The organism is Methyloceanibacter sp. (genome assembly GCF_058506495.1).
The window spans coordinates 1-14962 of sequence record NZ_JBZMXT010000053.1 but is presented as its reverse complement, the minus strand read 5'-3'; the positions used below and the strand labels follow the sequence as shown (position 1 = coordinate 14962).

The 14962-nt window shown below is 56.7% G+C and carries 13 protein-coding genes; 8 read left to right on the top strand and 5 right to left on the bottom strand.

The window, feature by feature from the left end; all coding sequences use genetic code 11:
* Nucleotides 1-319 precede the first annotated feature (319 nt).
* A complete protein-coding gene (gene amrB, locus AC33YF_RS09805) occupies nt 320-1144 on the top strand; it encodes an AmmeMemoRadiSam system protein B (RefSeq protein ID WP_491777025.1) in 825 nt (274 codons plus the stop codon).
* 137 nt (nt 1145-1281) lie between these two features.
* On the opposite strand, the gene groL is transcribed toward amrB, so the two are convergent.
* Complete coding sequence (gene groL / locus AC33YF_RS09800; protein WP_491777024.1) at nt 1282-2904, bottom strand: chaperonin GroEL; 1623 nt, start codon at nt 2902-2904, stop codon at nt 1282-1284.
* Between the two features lie 520 nt (nt 2905-3424).
* On the opposite strand from groL, the gene AC33YF_RS09795 reads away from it, so the two are divergent.
* The 4 genes from AC33YF_RS09795 to AC33YF_RS09780 all read left to right on the top strand — a co-directional run bounded on the left by AC33YF_RS09795 (nt 3425) and on the right by AC33YF_RS09780 (nt 6474).
* A complete protein-coding gene (locus AC33YF_RS09795; protein WP_491777023.1) occupies nt 3425-4528 on the top strand; it encodes a site-2 protease family protein in 1104 nt (367 codons plus the stop codon).
* Nucleotides 4529-4732: 204 nt separating this feature from the next.
* Nucleotides 4733-5266, top strand: coding sequence for a cytochrome b/b6 domain-containing protein (locus AC33YF_RS09790; protein WP_491777022.1), 534 nt, complete (start codon nt 4733-4735; stop codon nt 5264-5266).
* 63 nt (nt 5267-5329) lie between these two features.
* Nucleotides 5330-5458, top strand: a complete 129-nt coding sequence (locus AC33YF_RS09785; RefSeq protein WP_491777021.1) for a hypothetical protein — start codon at nt 5330-5332, stop codon at nt 5456-5458.
* A gap of 38 nt (nt 5459-5496) precedes the next feature.
* Nucleotides 5497-6474: a ribose-phosphate diphosphokinase gene (locus tag AC33YF_RS09780; RefSeq protein WP_491777020.1), complete on the top strand. Its 978-nt coding sequence runs from the start codon at nt 5497-5499 to the stop codon at nt 6472-6474.
* Here the strand turns inward: AC33YF_RS09780 and AC33YF_RS09775 are convergent.
* On the bottom strand, nt 6446-7477 hold the full coding sequence (locus AC33YF_RS09775; RefSeq protein WP_491777019.1) for a hypothetical protein: 1032 nt from the start codon (nt 7475-7477) through the stop codon (nt 6446-6448). The genes AC33YF_RS09780 and AC33YF_RS09775 overlap by 29 nt on opposite strands.
* A gap of 136 nt (nt 7478-7613) precedes the next feature.
* Here AC33YF_RS09775 and AC33YF_RS09770 point away from each other — a divergent pair, with 136 nt between their 5' ends.
* From AC33YF_RS09770 to AC33YF_RS09760, 3 genes are all read left to right on the top strand, one after another.
* On the top strand, nt 7614-8276 hold the full coding sequence (locus AC33YF_RS09770) for a dienelactone hydrolase family protein (protein WP_491777018.1): 663 nt from the start codon (nt 7614-7616) through the stop codon (nt 8274-8276).
* Entirely contained in the window at nt 8273-8965 is a 693-nt protein-coding gene (locus AC33YF_RS09765) for a phosphoribosyltransferase (RefSeq protein ID WP_491777017.1), read from the top strand. The genes AC33YF_RS09770 and AC33YF_RS09765 overlap by 4 nt, the downstream gene beginning before the upstream one ends.
* A gap of 2323 nt (nt 8966-11288) precedes the next feature.
* Complete coding sequence (locus AC33YF_RS09760; protein WP_491777016.1) at nt 11289-11588, top strand: hypothetical protein; 300 nt, start codon at nt 11289-11291, stop codon at nt 11586-11588.
* Between the two features lie 246 nt (nt 11589-11834).
* On the opposite strand, the gene AC33YF_RS09755 is transcribed toward AC33YF_RS09760, so the two are convergent.
* The 3 genes from AC33YF_RS09755 to AC33YF_RS09745 form a co-directional block, all read right to left on the bottom strand.
* Nucleotides 11835-12842, bottom strand: coding sequence for a DUF1214 domain-containing protein (locus AC33YF_RS09755; protein ID WP_491777015.1), 1008 nt, complete (start codon nt 12840-12842; stop codon nt 11835-11837).
* A 90-nt stretch (nt 12843-12932) separates the two neighbouring features.
* Entirely contained in the window at nt 12933-14306 is a 1374-nt protein-coding gene (locus AC33YF_RS09750) for a DUF1214 domain-containing protein (RefSeq protein ID WP_491777014.1), read from the bottom strand.
* A gap of 152 nt (nt 14307-14458) precedes the next feature.
* On the bottom strand, nt 14459-14962 hold a 504-nt coding region (locus tag AC33YF_RS09745; RefSeq protein WP_491777013.1), incomplete at its 5' end, for a cation efflux transmembrane domain-containing protein.

The window sequence follows — 14962 nt, the reverse complement described above, 5'->3', positions numbered from 1 at the left end:
GTTAGATTGCAGCCGGCCGTTCCGAAGGAAAGCACAGCGCTGCCAGGGAAAAAGTGGTTGAGCGGCTTCTTCTCGATCGGATCGAGGCAGAACCCTGAGGACCGACCATAGGTCGTGAGGAGAATTGCGTCGTTCTCACGCGCTCGCACGAAGCAGAGTCCCCTCTGGCCTTCATGTAGCTTGCATTCACGGGGGCAGAGGTCGCATTGCACGCGGCCATCAGCAAGCCCGTGCCAGTAGCGGCCCGGCACGGAGGCACCCATATCAATTGTATCCATGTTATGAAGATGGGTAACTTCTGAGCGGAGTCAACGCCTCCATGATCGCGCTTGAACCACTCTCGAGCACCAGAAGGCCGGCGGTAGCGGGAAGCTTCTATCCACGCGGGGCACGCGAACTCGCGGACACGGTCGAGGGTCTCCTCTCGAAGGCCACAAAGATCGAAGAATCCGGTCTTGTCGGTATCGTCGTCCCTCACGCTGGCTACATGTTTTCAGGGCCCGTAGCGGCCAGCGCCTTCGCAGCGCTTGCCTCCTCGGAACGCGCTTTCGAGCGCGTACTGTTGATCGGCCCGGCTCACTACGTGCCTGTTTTTGGGATTGCTGCTTCCTCGGCTCGAAGCTTCACGACGCCCCTAGGCGAGATTGTAATCGACACAGACCAGGTCGCCGCGCTTCTCGACGCTGGTCTCATCGACATTGATGACCGCGCCCATGCGCCGGAGCACGCGCTCGAGGTTGAATTGCCTTTCCTGCAACAGGCGCTAGGCCGGTTTACACTTATCCCGTTGCTCGTGGGTGAGGCATCGCCGGACGAGGTCGCTGCCATAATAGCACTTGTGCTAGACAAGCAGACGCTTCTCGTGGTTAGCACCGACCTGTCCCACTATCTCGACTATGTATCCGCCCAGACACGTGACCTAGCAAGCGCGAAGATTATAGAGCGGTTGGACTACTTGCGGCTCGGCCCCAAGAATGCCTGTGGCTTCGCGGCGCTGAATGGTGCACTTTGCGCCGCACGCCAACGAGACTGGCAGATCCATCGTCTCGATCTGCGCAATTCAGGTGACATAAGCGGCAATCGGGACCGCGTGGTCGGCTACGGCGCTTGGACCTTTTCCGCTTCAACGCCGAGGGCAATATAACATCAGCCGCACTACCGACTGCTATGGATCCTTGAGACGGGGCGAGCCTTCACCCAAACGTCGTCGACACCCGAACGCTGAGTGCCCGTCGGGCACCATCGAGACCCGCCAAGGTCTTCTCATGTCGAGCACGTGAATTACATGCCGATCTCTGCCTCGCTCTGGTGCCGCTCCTCCTCTTCCGGAATCTCCGTCATCGTTGCCTCTGTCAGCAAAAGAGTGCTCGCAATCGACACGGCATTTTCGAGTGCAACACGCACCACTTTTGTGGGATCGACGATACCTGCCTCTATCAGATCAACATATTCGTTTCGGGCAGCGTCATAGCCCAGATTCCCCTTACCCTCCTGCATACGGGCAACGACTACACCGCCGTCTACAGCTGAGTTTTCGGCAATCTGCCGTGTGGGCGCGCTCAACGCACGCTGAAGGATTTCCAACCCCGTTTTTTCATCACCTTCGGCTCTTACCGCCTCGTCAGCGATTCCGCTGATGCAGCGCAAAAGGGCCAATCCACCGCCTGGCACGATACCTTCAGACACGGCTGCCTTTGTCGCGTTGATCGCATCGTCGAGTGCTTCTTTCTTACTTTTCATCTCTGCCTCCGACGGTGCACCAACGCGGACGACTGCGACGCCGCCGGACAGCTTGGCAAGGCGCTCCTCTAGCTTCTCTCGGTCGTAGTCACTTGAAGTTTTCTCGATCTGCGCGCGAATTTGTCGAATGCGTCCCTCGATCGCTTTTCTGTCGCCCATTCCGCCGATAATCGTCGTGCTGTCGCGATCGGAGACCACACGTCGGGCGTGTCCAAGTTGGCTAAGTTGGACGGACTCGAGCTTAATACCGAGATCTTCGGAGACGAGCTGTCCACCGGTAAGCACAGCCACGTCCTCAAGGATGGACTTACGCCGATCTCCGAACCCGGGCGCTTTGGTCGCGACGCTTCGTACGACGCCGCGCAATTGGTTGACAATCAGCGTCGCTAGGGCCTCGGCCTCAACGTCTTCGGCCACGAACAGGATTGGCTTGCCGCTCTTAGCCACCTGCTCCAGAAGAGGTAATAGATCTTTGAGGTTGTTCAGCTTCCGGTCGCATAGGAAGACATACGGGTCTTCAAGAACAGCCTCCATCTTCTCGGCATCGGTGACAAAATAGGGCGAGATAAATCCGCGGTCGAACTGCATGCCTTCGACCACCTCAAGTATGGTCTCTGTTGTCTTTGATTCTTCGACCGTGATGACCCCATCGTCCCCCACTTTTTCCATGGCATCAGCAACTAATTCGCCGATGGCAGGATCATTATGCGCCGAGATGGTGGCCACTTGGGCCTTCTCCTTCCGGGCCTTTACTGGCCTAGAAAGCTCACGCAAAGTATTGACGGCAAGCTTCAGGCCACGTTCAAGTCCACGCTTGATGTCAATGCCACTTGCACCAGCTACGACGTTGCGTATGCCTTCGGCAAAAATCGCATGAGCAAGGACGGTAGAAGCGCTGGTGCCATCACCGACCGCTTCGCCTGTCTTCTCAGCCGCCTGCCGGAGCATCTGTGCTCCCAGGTTCTCTTCTGGGTCTGGGAGGTCAACTTCCTTGGCGATCGTAACGCCGTCATTGCAGACGATCGGCGTTCCCCACTTCTTCTGTATTAGCACCGACTTCGATTTCGGCCCAAGAGTGACGCGGACTGCGTCCGCAAGCGCGCTGGCCCCTCGAAGGATTTTTTCGCGGGCGGCCGAGTGGAATAGGATTTTTTTGTGCGCCATCAACGAGGCCTCCTAGCTGGTTCAGCGGTGCTATCCAATGCTGAAGCTCTAGATATGTATATTTGTGGTCGCGGACACGGTCTCTTTGAGCCAAATCAAGTCCCCACTCGCTAGGATATCGTCGCGGACGAAGCATATGCAGCACGTTACCTGCTAACTACACTGCTAGTTGGTGATTAGCTTGAAGAGGGTTTGTTCCAGCTCGGCCATTCGCTAGATGATGCTGAAGTCAACGGGCCCTGATAGCTCCGAGGTGCCACCCGCGTCGGCTGCTAGGCGCGTATCCGCGGTTAGCACTTAGCCGACCTCAGTCGTGAGTGCGGGGATGTCGGGTCAATGGCGTAAACCGGGCATGCTCTCGCCTGGTGCAAGAGAGCGACAAAGGACCCAAGCCGGAAGTTGCTGGCAGAGATAGGATAACGGTCACGCTTATTAAAGTTGGCTGCTGACGCCTGCAGAGCGCTCCTGAACTTCCTATATATAGTAGGAGCATGGAAACTAGATTGACAGTTTATTTGGAATGCGCTGGTCCCTGAATCTTGGCTCTATCGCTGGCACAGCGATTCGGATCCACATCACTTTCTTGCTCTTCCTACTTTGGATCGGCACCGTCTATTACCAAAGAGGCGGGGCGGAGGCGGCTTGGCAGGGAACCATCTTCATCGTGCTGATCTTCTCATGTGTGCTCTTACACGAACTCGGTCATGTGTTTGCGGCGCGCCGCTACGGCGTGAAAACACGCGACGTAACCCTATGGCCGTTCGGTGGAATCGCGAGCATGGAGCGGATGCCCGACAAGCCCTACGAGGAGTTGATCGTCGCCGTCGCAGGCCCAGCGGTAAACGTCGCCATTGCGGCGCTGCTCCTTGTGTGGGTGGGATCGCACCTCGACGTCGAGAACCTAATGAAGATCGAGGATCCTTCAGTGTCGCTGGCTGTAAAGGTCATGGGTGCAAACATCATCTTAGTTGTTTTCAATATGATCCCAGCCTTTCCCATGGACGGTGGGCGTGTGCTGAGAGCCCTGCTCGCCATGCGGATGGGGAACGTCCGCGCTACAGAAATGGCCGCGAAGATCGGCCAAGGCTTCGCTATCGTCTTCGGTGTGCTCGGTATCTTCTACAATCCGATGTTAGTTATTATCGCCGCTTTCATCTTTCTTGCGGCGTCCGGTGAGGCGACGCAGGCTCAAATTCGCGCGGTGACCCAAGGCGCTCTTGTAAGCGATGCAATGATCACTGACTTTCAATCATTGCCTATCACAGCCACCGCTGGAGATGCTGCGGACGCGCTAATTCGGACCACACAAAAAGAGTTCCCTGTCATAGATAACGGTGGGCGCTTGCGCGGGGCACTAACGCGAGACGCCACGTTGAAGGTCTTGAAGGAGATTGGGCCCGATGTACCAATCCTCGAAGTGATGCAAGCCGACGTACCGACGATTAGTGCGAATGCCAAACTGGATAGTGCGGTTCGTCAGTTGATGCCAGGTCAGCAGCCAATAATCGGCGTGACGGATGTAGACGGAAAGCTTGTCGGTCTGCTGACGCTGGAGAATCTGGCTGAAATGACGATGGTTCGCTCTGCGTTATCGGATAGTGGTGCCGCTGGACGAGGACCCTAAGAAGGGCAAGTAAAAAGGGATCCCCGCCCGATGGGCTGGCACTGGCAGACAAAGGCTCTGCTCGCGCATTGATGTCAGATTTGAACTTTCGCATAGGCCTCAAAATGCACGAGGGTCCCCTGACAAATCAGCCTCAAGAGACTGACGAGCCAACAAGCTCTAGATTCAGCCAAAACGCCCGGCAACTGCTGCATGGATGGAGTAATGATGATTAAACCGGACCGTAAGCAAATTTCGGATCAGGTCTATGTTTGGGATGCCTTTGTACGTTCATTCCATTGGACGTTGGTGCTTAGCGTAACGGTGGCCTTCCTTGCTGATAAGGAGACCTTACTTCATGCTTGGGCTGGCTATGCGGCAGGGGCACTTATCGCGACGCGCTTTCTCTGGGGTTTCATTGGCTCACGTTATGCCCGCTTCTCGGAATTTCTCTACGCGCCGTCCACTACGCTTCGCTATGTATGTGATCTGCTCGTTCTACGGGCCGGCGAGCGCCGTATTGGGCACAGCCCTGGGGGCGTTTACGTTATAACGCTACTGCTCGTATTCCTGGCTGGCACTGTTGCAACCGGCATCTTGGTTTATGACGAAGGACAGTGGGCCGAAGACTGGCATCGCGTCTTTGCGAACATTGCGCTCGCTCTGATCTGCGTGCATATCGTAGGCGTCTTCCTAAGGAGCTTTGTGTATCGAGAGAACCTCGTCCGTGCAATGATTACAGGATTTAAGCGAAGGTAGTTATCGATACGAATATCGCGCTTGCGGAGGAACGCTTGCATCTCACAGCTCGCTGCGGGAGAGATGGCTCGTACCGTTGGAACGTGGCATGTCGAACCGTTCCAGTTTGCAGCGCGCTATGAAGGGGAAGTGGAAAGGATTGTCGCCGGCATTATGACGGCCTTGTCCGACGCAGGCGTCAATCATTCGTAAGGGCCATAACTAGTCGTCTATATCCTCAAGTGCTGCTCATGGATATCTTTGCACTGAACGCTACCCAGGAGTTTGGCAGGAAAGTCGCAGCCGCGCTTGGCGTAGAGCTTGCTGCTCACGAGGAGCGGGAGTTCGAAGATGGCGAGCATAAGGCTCGCCCCCTCGTTAGCGTACGCGGACACAATGTTTACGTCATCCAGAGCCTTCACTCTGGGCCCGAGGGTAGCGTCAATGACAGGCTATGCCGCCTACTGTTCTTTATAAGTACTCTGAAAGAAAACGGGGCGAGTCACGTAACCGCCGTGGTTCCTTATCTGGCTTATTCGCGGAAGGACCGGCAGACAAAATCACGCGACCCCGTTACGACTCGTTACATGGCCCGTTTGTTCGAGGCTGCCGGCATCGACCTCATCATGACGCTCGAAGTGCACAATATTGTCGCCTATCAAAACTCCTTCCGCTGTCAGACCATTCATCTGGATCCGCGACGGCTGTTCGCAAGGGAGGCGGTCGGGCTCGTAAGCGATGCGCCCGTGGTCGTCGCCTCGCCCGATCCCGGTGGTGTAAAGCGCGCTCAGCTTTTTCGCGAAACGCTTGAGGCGACGCTAAAGCGGCCCGTGGGGAGCGCCTTCCTGGAGAAGAGGCGCAGTGCAGGCACCGTGACCGGCGAGCTCCTAGCAGGGGAGGTGGAAGGGGCCACCGTTCTCGTGATCGACGACCTCATCTCGACGGGCGGCACGCTCGCGCGCGCCGCTAAAGCCTGCCAGGAATCTGGTGCTGAAAAGGTAATTGCCTTTGCCGCTCACGGACTCTTTGTCGGGGATGCCAGCGATGTAATTCGCCAGTCGGGTCTGGCCCAAAGCTTAATCACAGATACCGTGCCGCCATTCCGACTCGCTCCAGACCTTATAGGTCAGAAGGTACGCATCCTCTCAGCGGCGACGTTGTTCGCCGACGCGATCCGTTGCTGTCAGGGCGAGGGTTCGATTACGGAACTGCTCGAAGGGCCGGCTTGAGCACACGCGATTGCGCCAGCCGGATATACCGTCGGGCGAGCGGGACCCATTTCTCTGGCGTGCGCGGATACGGGTCAAGAAGATGGGCAAGCGCCAGTCGGGCTCGGAGACACGAGCGGTAGGTCCAGTAAAAATCCAGAAGCGCAGTGGAAGGGAGGCCGCCTAGGGCTTCAGCACAGCCATGGAAGATGCGCTCGCCAACCCAGCTGGCATCGATCATTGCGCATTCCAGCGCCAGATAACTCAACTCATCGAAGGGGTCGACGAGGCGAAGGACATAGCTGAATTCGAGGCAATCGATAATTATAGGGGGATCTAGGAGGCAGATATGCTCAGGCCTTAAGTCGCCATGGCCCTCCACGATATGCCCGCGTTTTACGCGTTCTTCGAGGCCGGCTGCCCCGTTCTCAAGTCCCTTCCGTACTCGGACGAGCGCGTCATTGACCTCGGCCCCGTCGAGGTCGAAACGGGGGTCGGAGAGCATAGCTTCATTGATGGCATGCTCGCGCGCGAACCGCTGCACATAAGCTTCAGGCGATATCTCGGCGGGTGGGCAGGTCTTGAAGAATTTGGTCAACAAGTGCACTACCGCGTCGATTGGATCGGTTTGACCGCGCTCGATCCTTTTCTTGAGGATCGCCTGATCGAGCATGAGATGTTCGGGTAGACGCCTCATTTCGACGAGCCAATCGACGACTTCACCTCGTCCCGCAACCGCGAGGCGACCCTTGGTTTCAATCGTCAGTGGGATCACGCCGAGATAGACATCCGGGGCAAGTCGCCGATTGAGACGCACCTCCTCGCGGCAATTCTTTTCGCGGGCTTCTATGCTTCTGAAGTCGAGGAAAGGGTAGTGGACCGGTTTCTTGAGCTTGTACACGCGATCGCCGGCTACGAAGACCCACGACATGTGCGTCTCTTTGACCACAACGGCCGGCGGGCGGTAAGCATAGGCCTCGCACGAACTCAGGAATCGCACCTTATCTTTGGTGGGAATAGTCAAAGCCGATCCTCATCAATTGGAGCTTCTAACAGCCTCTTTGCCTCAATTGCCGGCGCATATGTTGACCTTTGTCAAAGTTGCCGAACCTTACAAGGTCACAGTCATTCTTCGAATGCCTAAAAAGGGAGGGCAGCCAATGAGCCAAAGTCAGGTTTCCAGGGGCATTCCACATAATGTCACCATCGGGCCGAAGCAGCTGAAGGGCATCCTCACGATTCCCGAGCCGGTCATCGGCCTTGTCATGTTCGCCCATGGTAGCGGCAGTAGCCGCCTTAGCCCGCGCAACACGTATGTGGCAGAAAAGCTCCAGGACCACGCCATAGCGACACTACTGTTTGATCTCCTGACCGAGGAAGAAGCCAGCGATCGTCGCAATGTTTTTCACATTCCCTTGCTTGCCACGCGCCTCGAGGAAGCGCTGGTTTGGACGCGTGAGGATCCCAACACGGCAGCATTGCCTGTGGGCCTGTTTGGTGCCAGCACAGGGTCGGCCGCCGCGCTAGTGACCGCTGCTCAAAACCCTCGCGAGATTGCGGCGATTGTTTCGCGTGGTGGCCGTCCGGACATGGCCGGTGCAGCATTAGCGCAAATCCAAGCGCCCACCTTGCTAATCGTGGGCGGCGCAGACATAAGCGTATTGGAACTTAACGAGGATGCGTACGCGGAACTGAAATGCACAAAGCATCTGCATATCGTTCCTGACGCAACACACCTTTTCGAGGAGCCCGGTACGCTTGATGAGGTCGTCGAGGCTGCCGGTGCTTGGTTCACCCAGCATTTTCAGGCGAAAGAGAATTGAAAGCACACCGCATATTTGAAAATCGTACGTCGGCGGGCCTGGATCTCGCCAAGGAAGTCGCGGCCAAGTCACTTCCCTATCCCGTCGTTCTGGCTTTACCGCGGGGTGGCGTGCCCGTCGCAGCTGAGATTGCCAAAGAGCTGAAGGCGCCCCTGGATCTGGTCATGGTGCGCAAGATCGGTGTGCCCTGGCAGCCTGAACTTGCCGCTGCCGCGGTCATCGACGGCAAGGATCCGCAGATCGTGGTCAATGAAGAGGTCTGCGGTCTTGCCAATGTGAGCCGAGCCTATATTGAGGAGGCGGCAAAGAAGCAGCTTGAAGAGATAGCACGCCGCAGGAGGCTCTACTTCGAGGATCATCCGCATTGCGAGATCGAGGGACGCTCGGTCATTGTGGTCGATGACGGCATTGCCACGGGCACGACCGTTCGTGCTGTGCTCAAAGCTCTGCGGCGCAAGAAGCCAAAGAGCATCCTACTCGCCGTGCCCGTTGCGCCCATAGAGGCAGTCGAGGCGTTACGGAGTGAGGTCGACGCCATTGTTTGTTTGTCAACGCCGGTGCCGTTCTATGGCATTGGGTTGCATTATGCCGATTTCCATCAGGTCCCGGACGACGAGGTCATTGGGTATCTTGAGCAGGCACGGGAAGCAATGGAGGCGGAAAAATTTGAGAAGCGCGGAGACGCGTAGCAGCCGTGAAGATCGCTACGGTGTTTCCTCACGATTTAGGAAAGTCTTGTCTCGGCCTTATTCAAAGCGCAGTTAAGCTGGCACATATCGGACATCACTTTCGATACTGACGATGTCCGCTTCAGAGGGGAGAGCGGACATCGCCGACTCGGCTTGCGATTTCCGCTTCTGACCCAAAGCGGATATTGTCCCTACCCCCTCAGCCAAGGGCCTCGACTCTTTCAAAGGGGATGCGTCGGACAAGTGAAGACTGGCCGATGTCATCCTGAAACGCGCCGGCGTACCAGTCGTTCTATCGGTGGGAATAGCTGCTGAAGCAACAACCGACCATCCCGCTGTCGAAAATGTTTTACTCGGCCGAAGATGCTCTTCTCTTGTCATGGTTTCATGCCTCTGATCGGAGCGAATAGGCATCTTGCCTTTCTGGCCTGACAGTGGGGCTAAGCGGTCGCCAGCCTTTTTCGATCCCCTCACCCCCAAGCTACGGTCGACTTTTCTTCATTGGCCCGCATGAACCGTATTCTGTTCCACAAAGGAACATCTGCCCACAAGCCCTTTACCACGAACGCTTGTACGTCTCGCTAAATGGGCACATCAAAATAGATTAGCTCATGCGGCACTTAGAGTGCACGCGATCGTCATTTTGCGAGCGCTTGCTGAATCCAACACAACGCATCATTGCTGCGGAGAGCTTTGGATGTCTGATGAGTTGTACTTGATTGACGATGATGACATCAAACAAATAGATGCTCACATCAAAAGAGTAAAAGGAGTTTTGAAGAGCTCAGCAGACGTCGTTGCTACAGCACGTCAGGATCTCGAAGAACATCGCGCCCTCGCCTATCGTCAGCCCTTGGAACATTTGCCAGGACGTGAGTTTATTTCTCTACGTACGACCCAGCGACAGGCAACGCCGACGAAGAGACGCGCACTATTTCAGCGGCTCATGAGGACGCCCGGTCTGGAAACGGCTGCCACCTCCCCTCAGGAGCGAAAGCCAAAGTCATCCACCCTCTGCACCAGTACCAAAGACCTCAAGACGCGTATTGGGTCCACAAGCTCCTCGGCAAATCCGAGACGTCGAAGCCCTCAGCTTAGAGAGCGGCCGGCTAATGTGCATTCTCAACACTCGGAGATTGAACGAGGGCGCAAACGAGATCGGCAACTTGATCGATTTGAGAGGCCTCATAACGAAGAAGTCTTAACCCCTCAAAGCTCGCCGAGTAGCTTCTCGTCCGTGCTTCTAAGCTGGACGCACCGCCTGGACTACCTGACCAATGCTTCCATTGGGTTGCTGGCTACCGCTCTTGCTTTTTCCTCGTTTGTTCACGCAGGCCAAACCGATTTGTTTCGTGACGAGTTGCCGCTGGTTGCTAATGCGAAAACGAGCAGTAGCCAGCAGGCCACTCGCTTGTCGTCCAGGGCGTCGCTCGATCCAACCAAGCGCTCCGACATCGTCTCGAGGGAGGTCCATGCGCCCGCTTCTTCATTTGCGGAAGACATGTCCAATTTGCCCCACTGGGCAGCGCCGCTACCGCCACCTGGAATGCTCGTTCTCCCTTACAGAGACATGTCCAATTCGCGCCAATTGCCAGCACCGCTGCCGCCACCCGGGATGATCCCTCTCCCTTACGTAGATTTGCCGCACGCTGGATCGGCATTACCGCAGAACCTTGCATAGTTAGGCGCAATCACGTCGAGCCCTGATCCGGATCCCCGCGGCCAACATCAGGTTGGTGTGTTCTTCGAAGAGCAGGGTAACATCAAGCAAGCTGTGGACTGGTACGACCGGGCCGAGCGGGGCGGTGCTTACGGGAATTGTAGGTCCCGTTATGAAGGCGATGAACAATTAGCGGCTGCCAGCAGCGCTAGCTCCCACTCGGATTGCTACCCTCATCCAGCAGGGGCCCTGTCACTCACGTCGCATGGCCCGATGTCCGCTTCTGGCAGATAGCTGCCGTCGATCTGCGCGAGAGACACGTCTCCTTTTGGGCACAAAGCGGTCGTTGCTGAGCGACGTTAGAACGTCGGCTAATGACCCAGAGCGGACATCGTGAGCATCGAAACTGACTGTCTGTTGAGACCCTACACGGAAGAGCCCGAACAGCCGGACCATCAAATTGAATGTATGCCTGAAAGACCCGCAGCACCGTTAAGCCGCGATGGCTGCCTCGCGTCAGTCCAGCGGCTCTAGATGCGGAAAGGTCGCCAGGCTCCCTCAGTCTTTTCGATCTGAGGCTTCCATTCGCGCTCCGCAGGGATGAGAATTAGTCCCAGATGCTTGAGGCTTGGCCAAAGCAAGAAGCACTAGGAGTTGTCGATAATGGTAAGAGCAGTGATCCTCACGTTCGCACTTCTCGGCACGAGCGCCTTGAGCGGTCCGGCGAGTGCCGAAGTTGATATTAAGACGCCCTGGGCAAACGTCTTTGTGGGCCCTGGCGGAGTGTTCGTGAACGGGCCTTGGGGCCGCGTGGATGTGCCGGCGTCCGAGCGAGATCGTGTGTGTGCTGAGTGGCGGAAGAGCACGCTGGACCACTACAAGGAGGAAGGCTGCACGGTAGAGTTTGATGATGAAGGCTGCGTCATCGAACACATCGACTGCCCCCAAGAGACCGAGAAATAGGAGCGCTAGGCGCAACACGACCTTGGGGCGTATGACCGCTTATGGCACATAGCTGACATAGGTCCCGCAATTGAGGATGTCTGCTTTCGGGTGCAAACCGGACGTCCAAATTTTGCCTGCTGATGTCAGCTAATGACCCAAAAGCGGACATCGTCGCAGTCAGTGATAACCTGACCTTTTTGGTTACGGCCCGAATGTCCGAAATTTTTCTTGGAGTATGGAAACCTCGCGAGTTTCCTCTTCTTGTCACTCAGCAGGCTCGATCTCAGGGAACGTCCAGCTTCCGTCGATGATTTCTGCACGCGGCTGGTACATCCTGATGGCGTAATTCCAGCCCTCCGTGATGGGGATACAGTTTACCCGATCGTCGCCGCACCCGCCGAAATGAATAGTGATGGAGCCGTCGTCATTCGGCTCGGCAGTGACATTATTGTAGTTGTTTACGCCCAAATCGTTCGCTTCAAGATAGCCGTCCGCGTTGTAGACCGTAATCGACCAGAATCCGTCGACAGGCACATCTTTTGCCGTCACTTTGTGAGGTGTGTCGCCGTCATTCGCAGTTACACTATCGATGACATACATTGCCGCGCTTTGCGGCAGCCCGCCCCAACCGGCCGCGGCGCCTATCAGAAAAGATGTCGGCTCGATCTCTTCTTTGCGCCCAAAGGCCTTGGAAGCCTCAAAACCTAGCGCGGCAGCGAAGTCATTCAGTGCTTTTCGACCTGTTGCGAGCGCCTGCTGGTCCCAGTCCGGTGCATCGAACGGGCCTTTACCGCCACCCTCAACCTTGATGGCGTCCTGAGCTTCGTGTGCTTTTTTGAGGTCGTCGGGATCCTTAGGGTTGGCGAAGGTACGGATTGTGACAAGCGCAAACCGCGTCCCAACGTTTTCTTCTGTCAGGTCGTACACCCCAGGCTTGGCCTCTACGAACATGTAGTGGTCTTGGTTGACCACATGCATGGACTGATACCGTCCTCCGATTTCCGGAAGCGTGATTTTTACCGGCTCCGAAAGGTCCAGCACGACAGCCGTATAGAGCGTGTCCTGATTCATGCGAATCACAGGCTGGTTCTCAGGGGTCGTCGGCATACGGAGGTGGTGAACTTCGCCCACACCAACTCCCATTGCTTTCATGTTGGCTCGGAACATCGTGTCGGATTCGGCCCGTACGAAATTGTCAACGTTCACTTCTTCCGCCTGTGCAGGCATCACGGCAAGTACCGCATAGCTCAGAGCAACAATTCCGATTCTCATGGCCTCACTCCCTGTGTCTTGCAAAGCTGATCTATATGATAGTCCAACGAACCATTGCAGCGCGTATCGCGGCAGATGGCGCCAGTTTGCTCATTTGGCTGGTTGCACCTTTGGGAACGTCCAGCTTCCGTCGATGATTTCGGGGCCAGGTTGATAGAGGCGCACGACGTAGTTCCACCCCTCCATGATCGGCAGGCAGTTGACCCGCCCGTCGTCGCAGCCGCCGAGATGGACCGTCATCGAGCCATCGTCGTTGCGCGTGCCGGTTACCGAGTTGACCACATAGCCGTCGATATCGTTCGGCTCGAAGAAGCCGTCCGCATTGTAGAGGCTGACGGACCAGAACGCGCCCACCGGGACCTCAGCCGGAACCTCGATCTTGTATTCACCAACAGGCAGCCCGGGATCGGCGCCGCCATAAAAGGCTTCGGTTTCCGGCAGGCCGCCCCACCCAACGGCAGTGTTGATTAGGTGCTTCACGGGATCGACGTTCTTTTTGGCGCCGAAAGCCCCCAGGGCGTCGGAGAAGAAAGGCATGAGCGCGTTGAGCCGCTCGACAAGAGCCTTGTAACTCTCCTCATCATAATCCGGCGCGACGAAGGGCTTCGAGGAGGCCGCCTCGATCGTCATCTGGTCTTGGAGCGCGTTCACCGCCCCCACGTCGTCAGCATCGGAGGCGTCCACCAGCGTGCGCACGTAGACGATGACATAGGGCGTGTCGAAAGCCTCCATGTCGAGCTTGTAGGTGCCGCCGCCATGGAACACCTCGTTGATGTAGTGGTCCTGATTGACGACCATCGCGGACATATAGCGGTCGCCCGCGTCTGGCAGCGTCAAGGTCGCGCCCTCGCTGATGTCGACGACCACGGTGCTGTAGAGCGTGTCGCGGTTCATACGGATGGTGGGCTGATTGTCGACCGGAGTTGGCTCGCGAAAGTGGTAGAAGCGATTCACGCCACCGGCTAGCGAAGCGTATTTTTGGAGCTCGATGTCAGTCGCCGCGCGTATAAAGTTGTCGATTGTCACCGGCACTTCGCGCCCGTCTTTGGTAGCCTCTGACGCCTCTTTTCCCGCGAGCTCTGAAGATGACTGTGCGGCTCCTTTGGCTTTATCAAGAATCTCTTCGGTCGCCTGTTTGGCCTTCTCCAATACCTCTCTCGCTGCCTCGCTGGCTTGGTCGAGAGTGCTGGTGGCGTCCTTAGCCTTATCCAGGGCACGCTTGGCTGCTTCCTCTTCAGACTCGAGGACCGAACTTGCAGCCTCCTTGGCCGCGTCAATGGCTTCCAACACGGCCTGCTTTGCAGCTTCAATTGCTTGGTTGGTTGTCTCTTTTGCCTCTTCGATCGCCTGTTGAGTCGATTGATCGGCCCCCTGTGTCTCTGCCTCCTCCTCTGCAAATGCCGTTACTGGCAGAAGTGCAAGGACACAGAAGATCGTCACCAAAGCCAGGCGCCAAGCGGTCATTCTCATCTTCTCCTTCAAGTGCAGGAAGCTCGGTGATCATCCCAACGTTTGTTCACACATCTGCCTTTGATATGAATCAGAGTGGGAGCAATGTCCGCTTCTGGCACTTAGCGGACCTTGATGGTCAGCGCGGGAGCGCCTGGTTATGGAGGTCAACCAGACGTGGCTGTGTCCTGTTCTGGGTGGCGCTTATGATTCAAAGCGGCAACTGAGAAGTTCTTTTCCGTACGCAGTTCCGTCATGGCTTGCCGAACGATTTGCGCCGACGACCAGAGGAACAGGGTCGCCATGATTCCGGCGACGATGAGGTCGGGCCATGCCGTTCCGGTGGCCCACACGCCGCTTGCCGCCAAGATCACGGCGAGATTGCCGATGGCGTCGTTGCGGCTGCAAAGCCAAACTGAACGGATATTCGCATCCCCGTCACGGAACTTCAGCAGAAGCAGGACACTCGCCAGGTTGGCGACGAGCGCAAGGAATCCAATCGCACCCATGACCTCCGCCTGCGGAACGCCCAAAACCAAAACGTGATAGGCCGTTGTACCAAGGACCCAAAGTCCCATCGCGCCGAGGCTTAGGCCCTTGAAAAGGGCAGCGCGTGCCCGCCAGACCAAAGGCATGCCGATCACGAAGAGCGAAATGGAATAGGTCGCGGT

Excerpts from the sequence above, each read along its gene's own strand:
- AC33YF_RS09785 (WP_491777021.1), top strand. The coding sequence starts at position 5,330 with ATGGCTCGTACCGTTGGAACGTGGCATGTCGAACCGTTCCAGTTTGCA.
- AC33YF_RS09795 (WP_491777023.1), top strand. The coding sequence starts at position 3,425 with ATGCGCTGGTCCCTGAATCTTGGCTCTATCGCTGGCACAGCGATTCGG.
- AC33YF_RS09770 (WP_491777018.1), top strand. The coding sequence starts at position 7,614 with ATGAGCCAAAGTCAGGTTTCCAGGGGCATTCCACATAATGTCACCATC.
- AC33YF_RS09780 (WP_491777020.1), top strand. The coding sequence starts at position 5,497 with ATGGATATCTTTGCACTGAACGCTACCCAGGAGTTTGGCAGGAAAGTC.
- amrB (WP_491777025.1), top strand. The coding sequence starts at position 320 with ATGATCGCGCTTGAACCACTCTCGAGCACCAGAAGGCCGGCGGTAGCG.
- AC33YF_RS09750 (WP_491777014.1), bottom strand. The coding sequence starts at position 14,306 with ATGACCGCTTGGCGCCTGGCTTTGGTGACGATCTTCTGTGTCCTTGCA.
- AC33YF_RS09790 (WP_491777022.1), top strand. The coding sequence starts at position 4,733 with ATGATGATTAAACCGGACCGTAAGCAAATTTCGGATCAGGTCTATGTT.
- groL (WP_491777024.1), bottom strand. The coding sequence starts at position 2,904 with ATGGCGCACAAAAAAATCCTATTCCACTCGGCCGCCCGCGAAAAAATC.
- AC33YF_RS09760 (WP_491777016.1), top strand. The coding sequence starts at position 11,289 with ATGGTAAGAGCAGTGATCCTCACGTTCGCACTTCTCGGCACGAGCGCC.
- AC33YF_RS09755 (WP_491777015.1), bottom strand. The coding sequence starts at position 12,842 with ATGAGAATCGGAATTGTTGCTCTGAGCTATGCGGTACTTGCCGTGATG.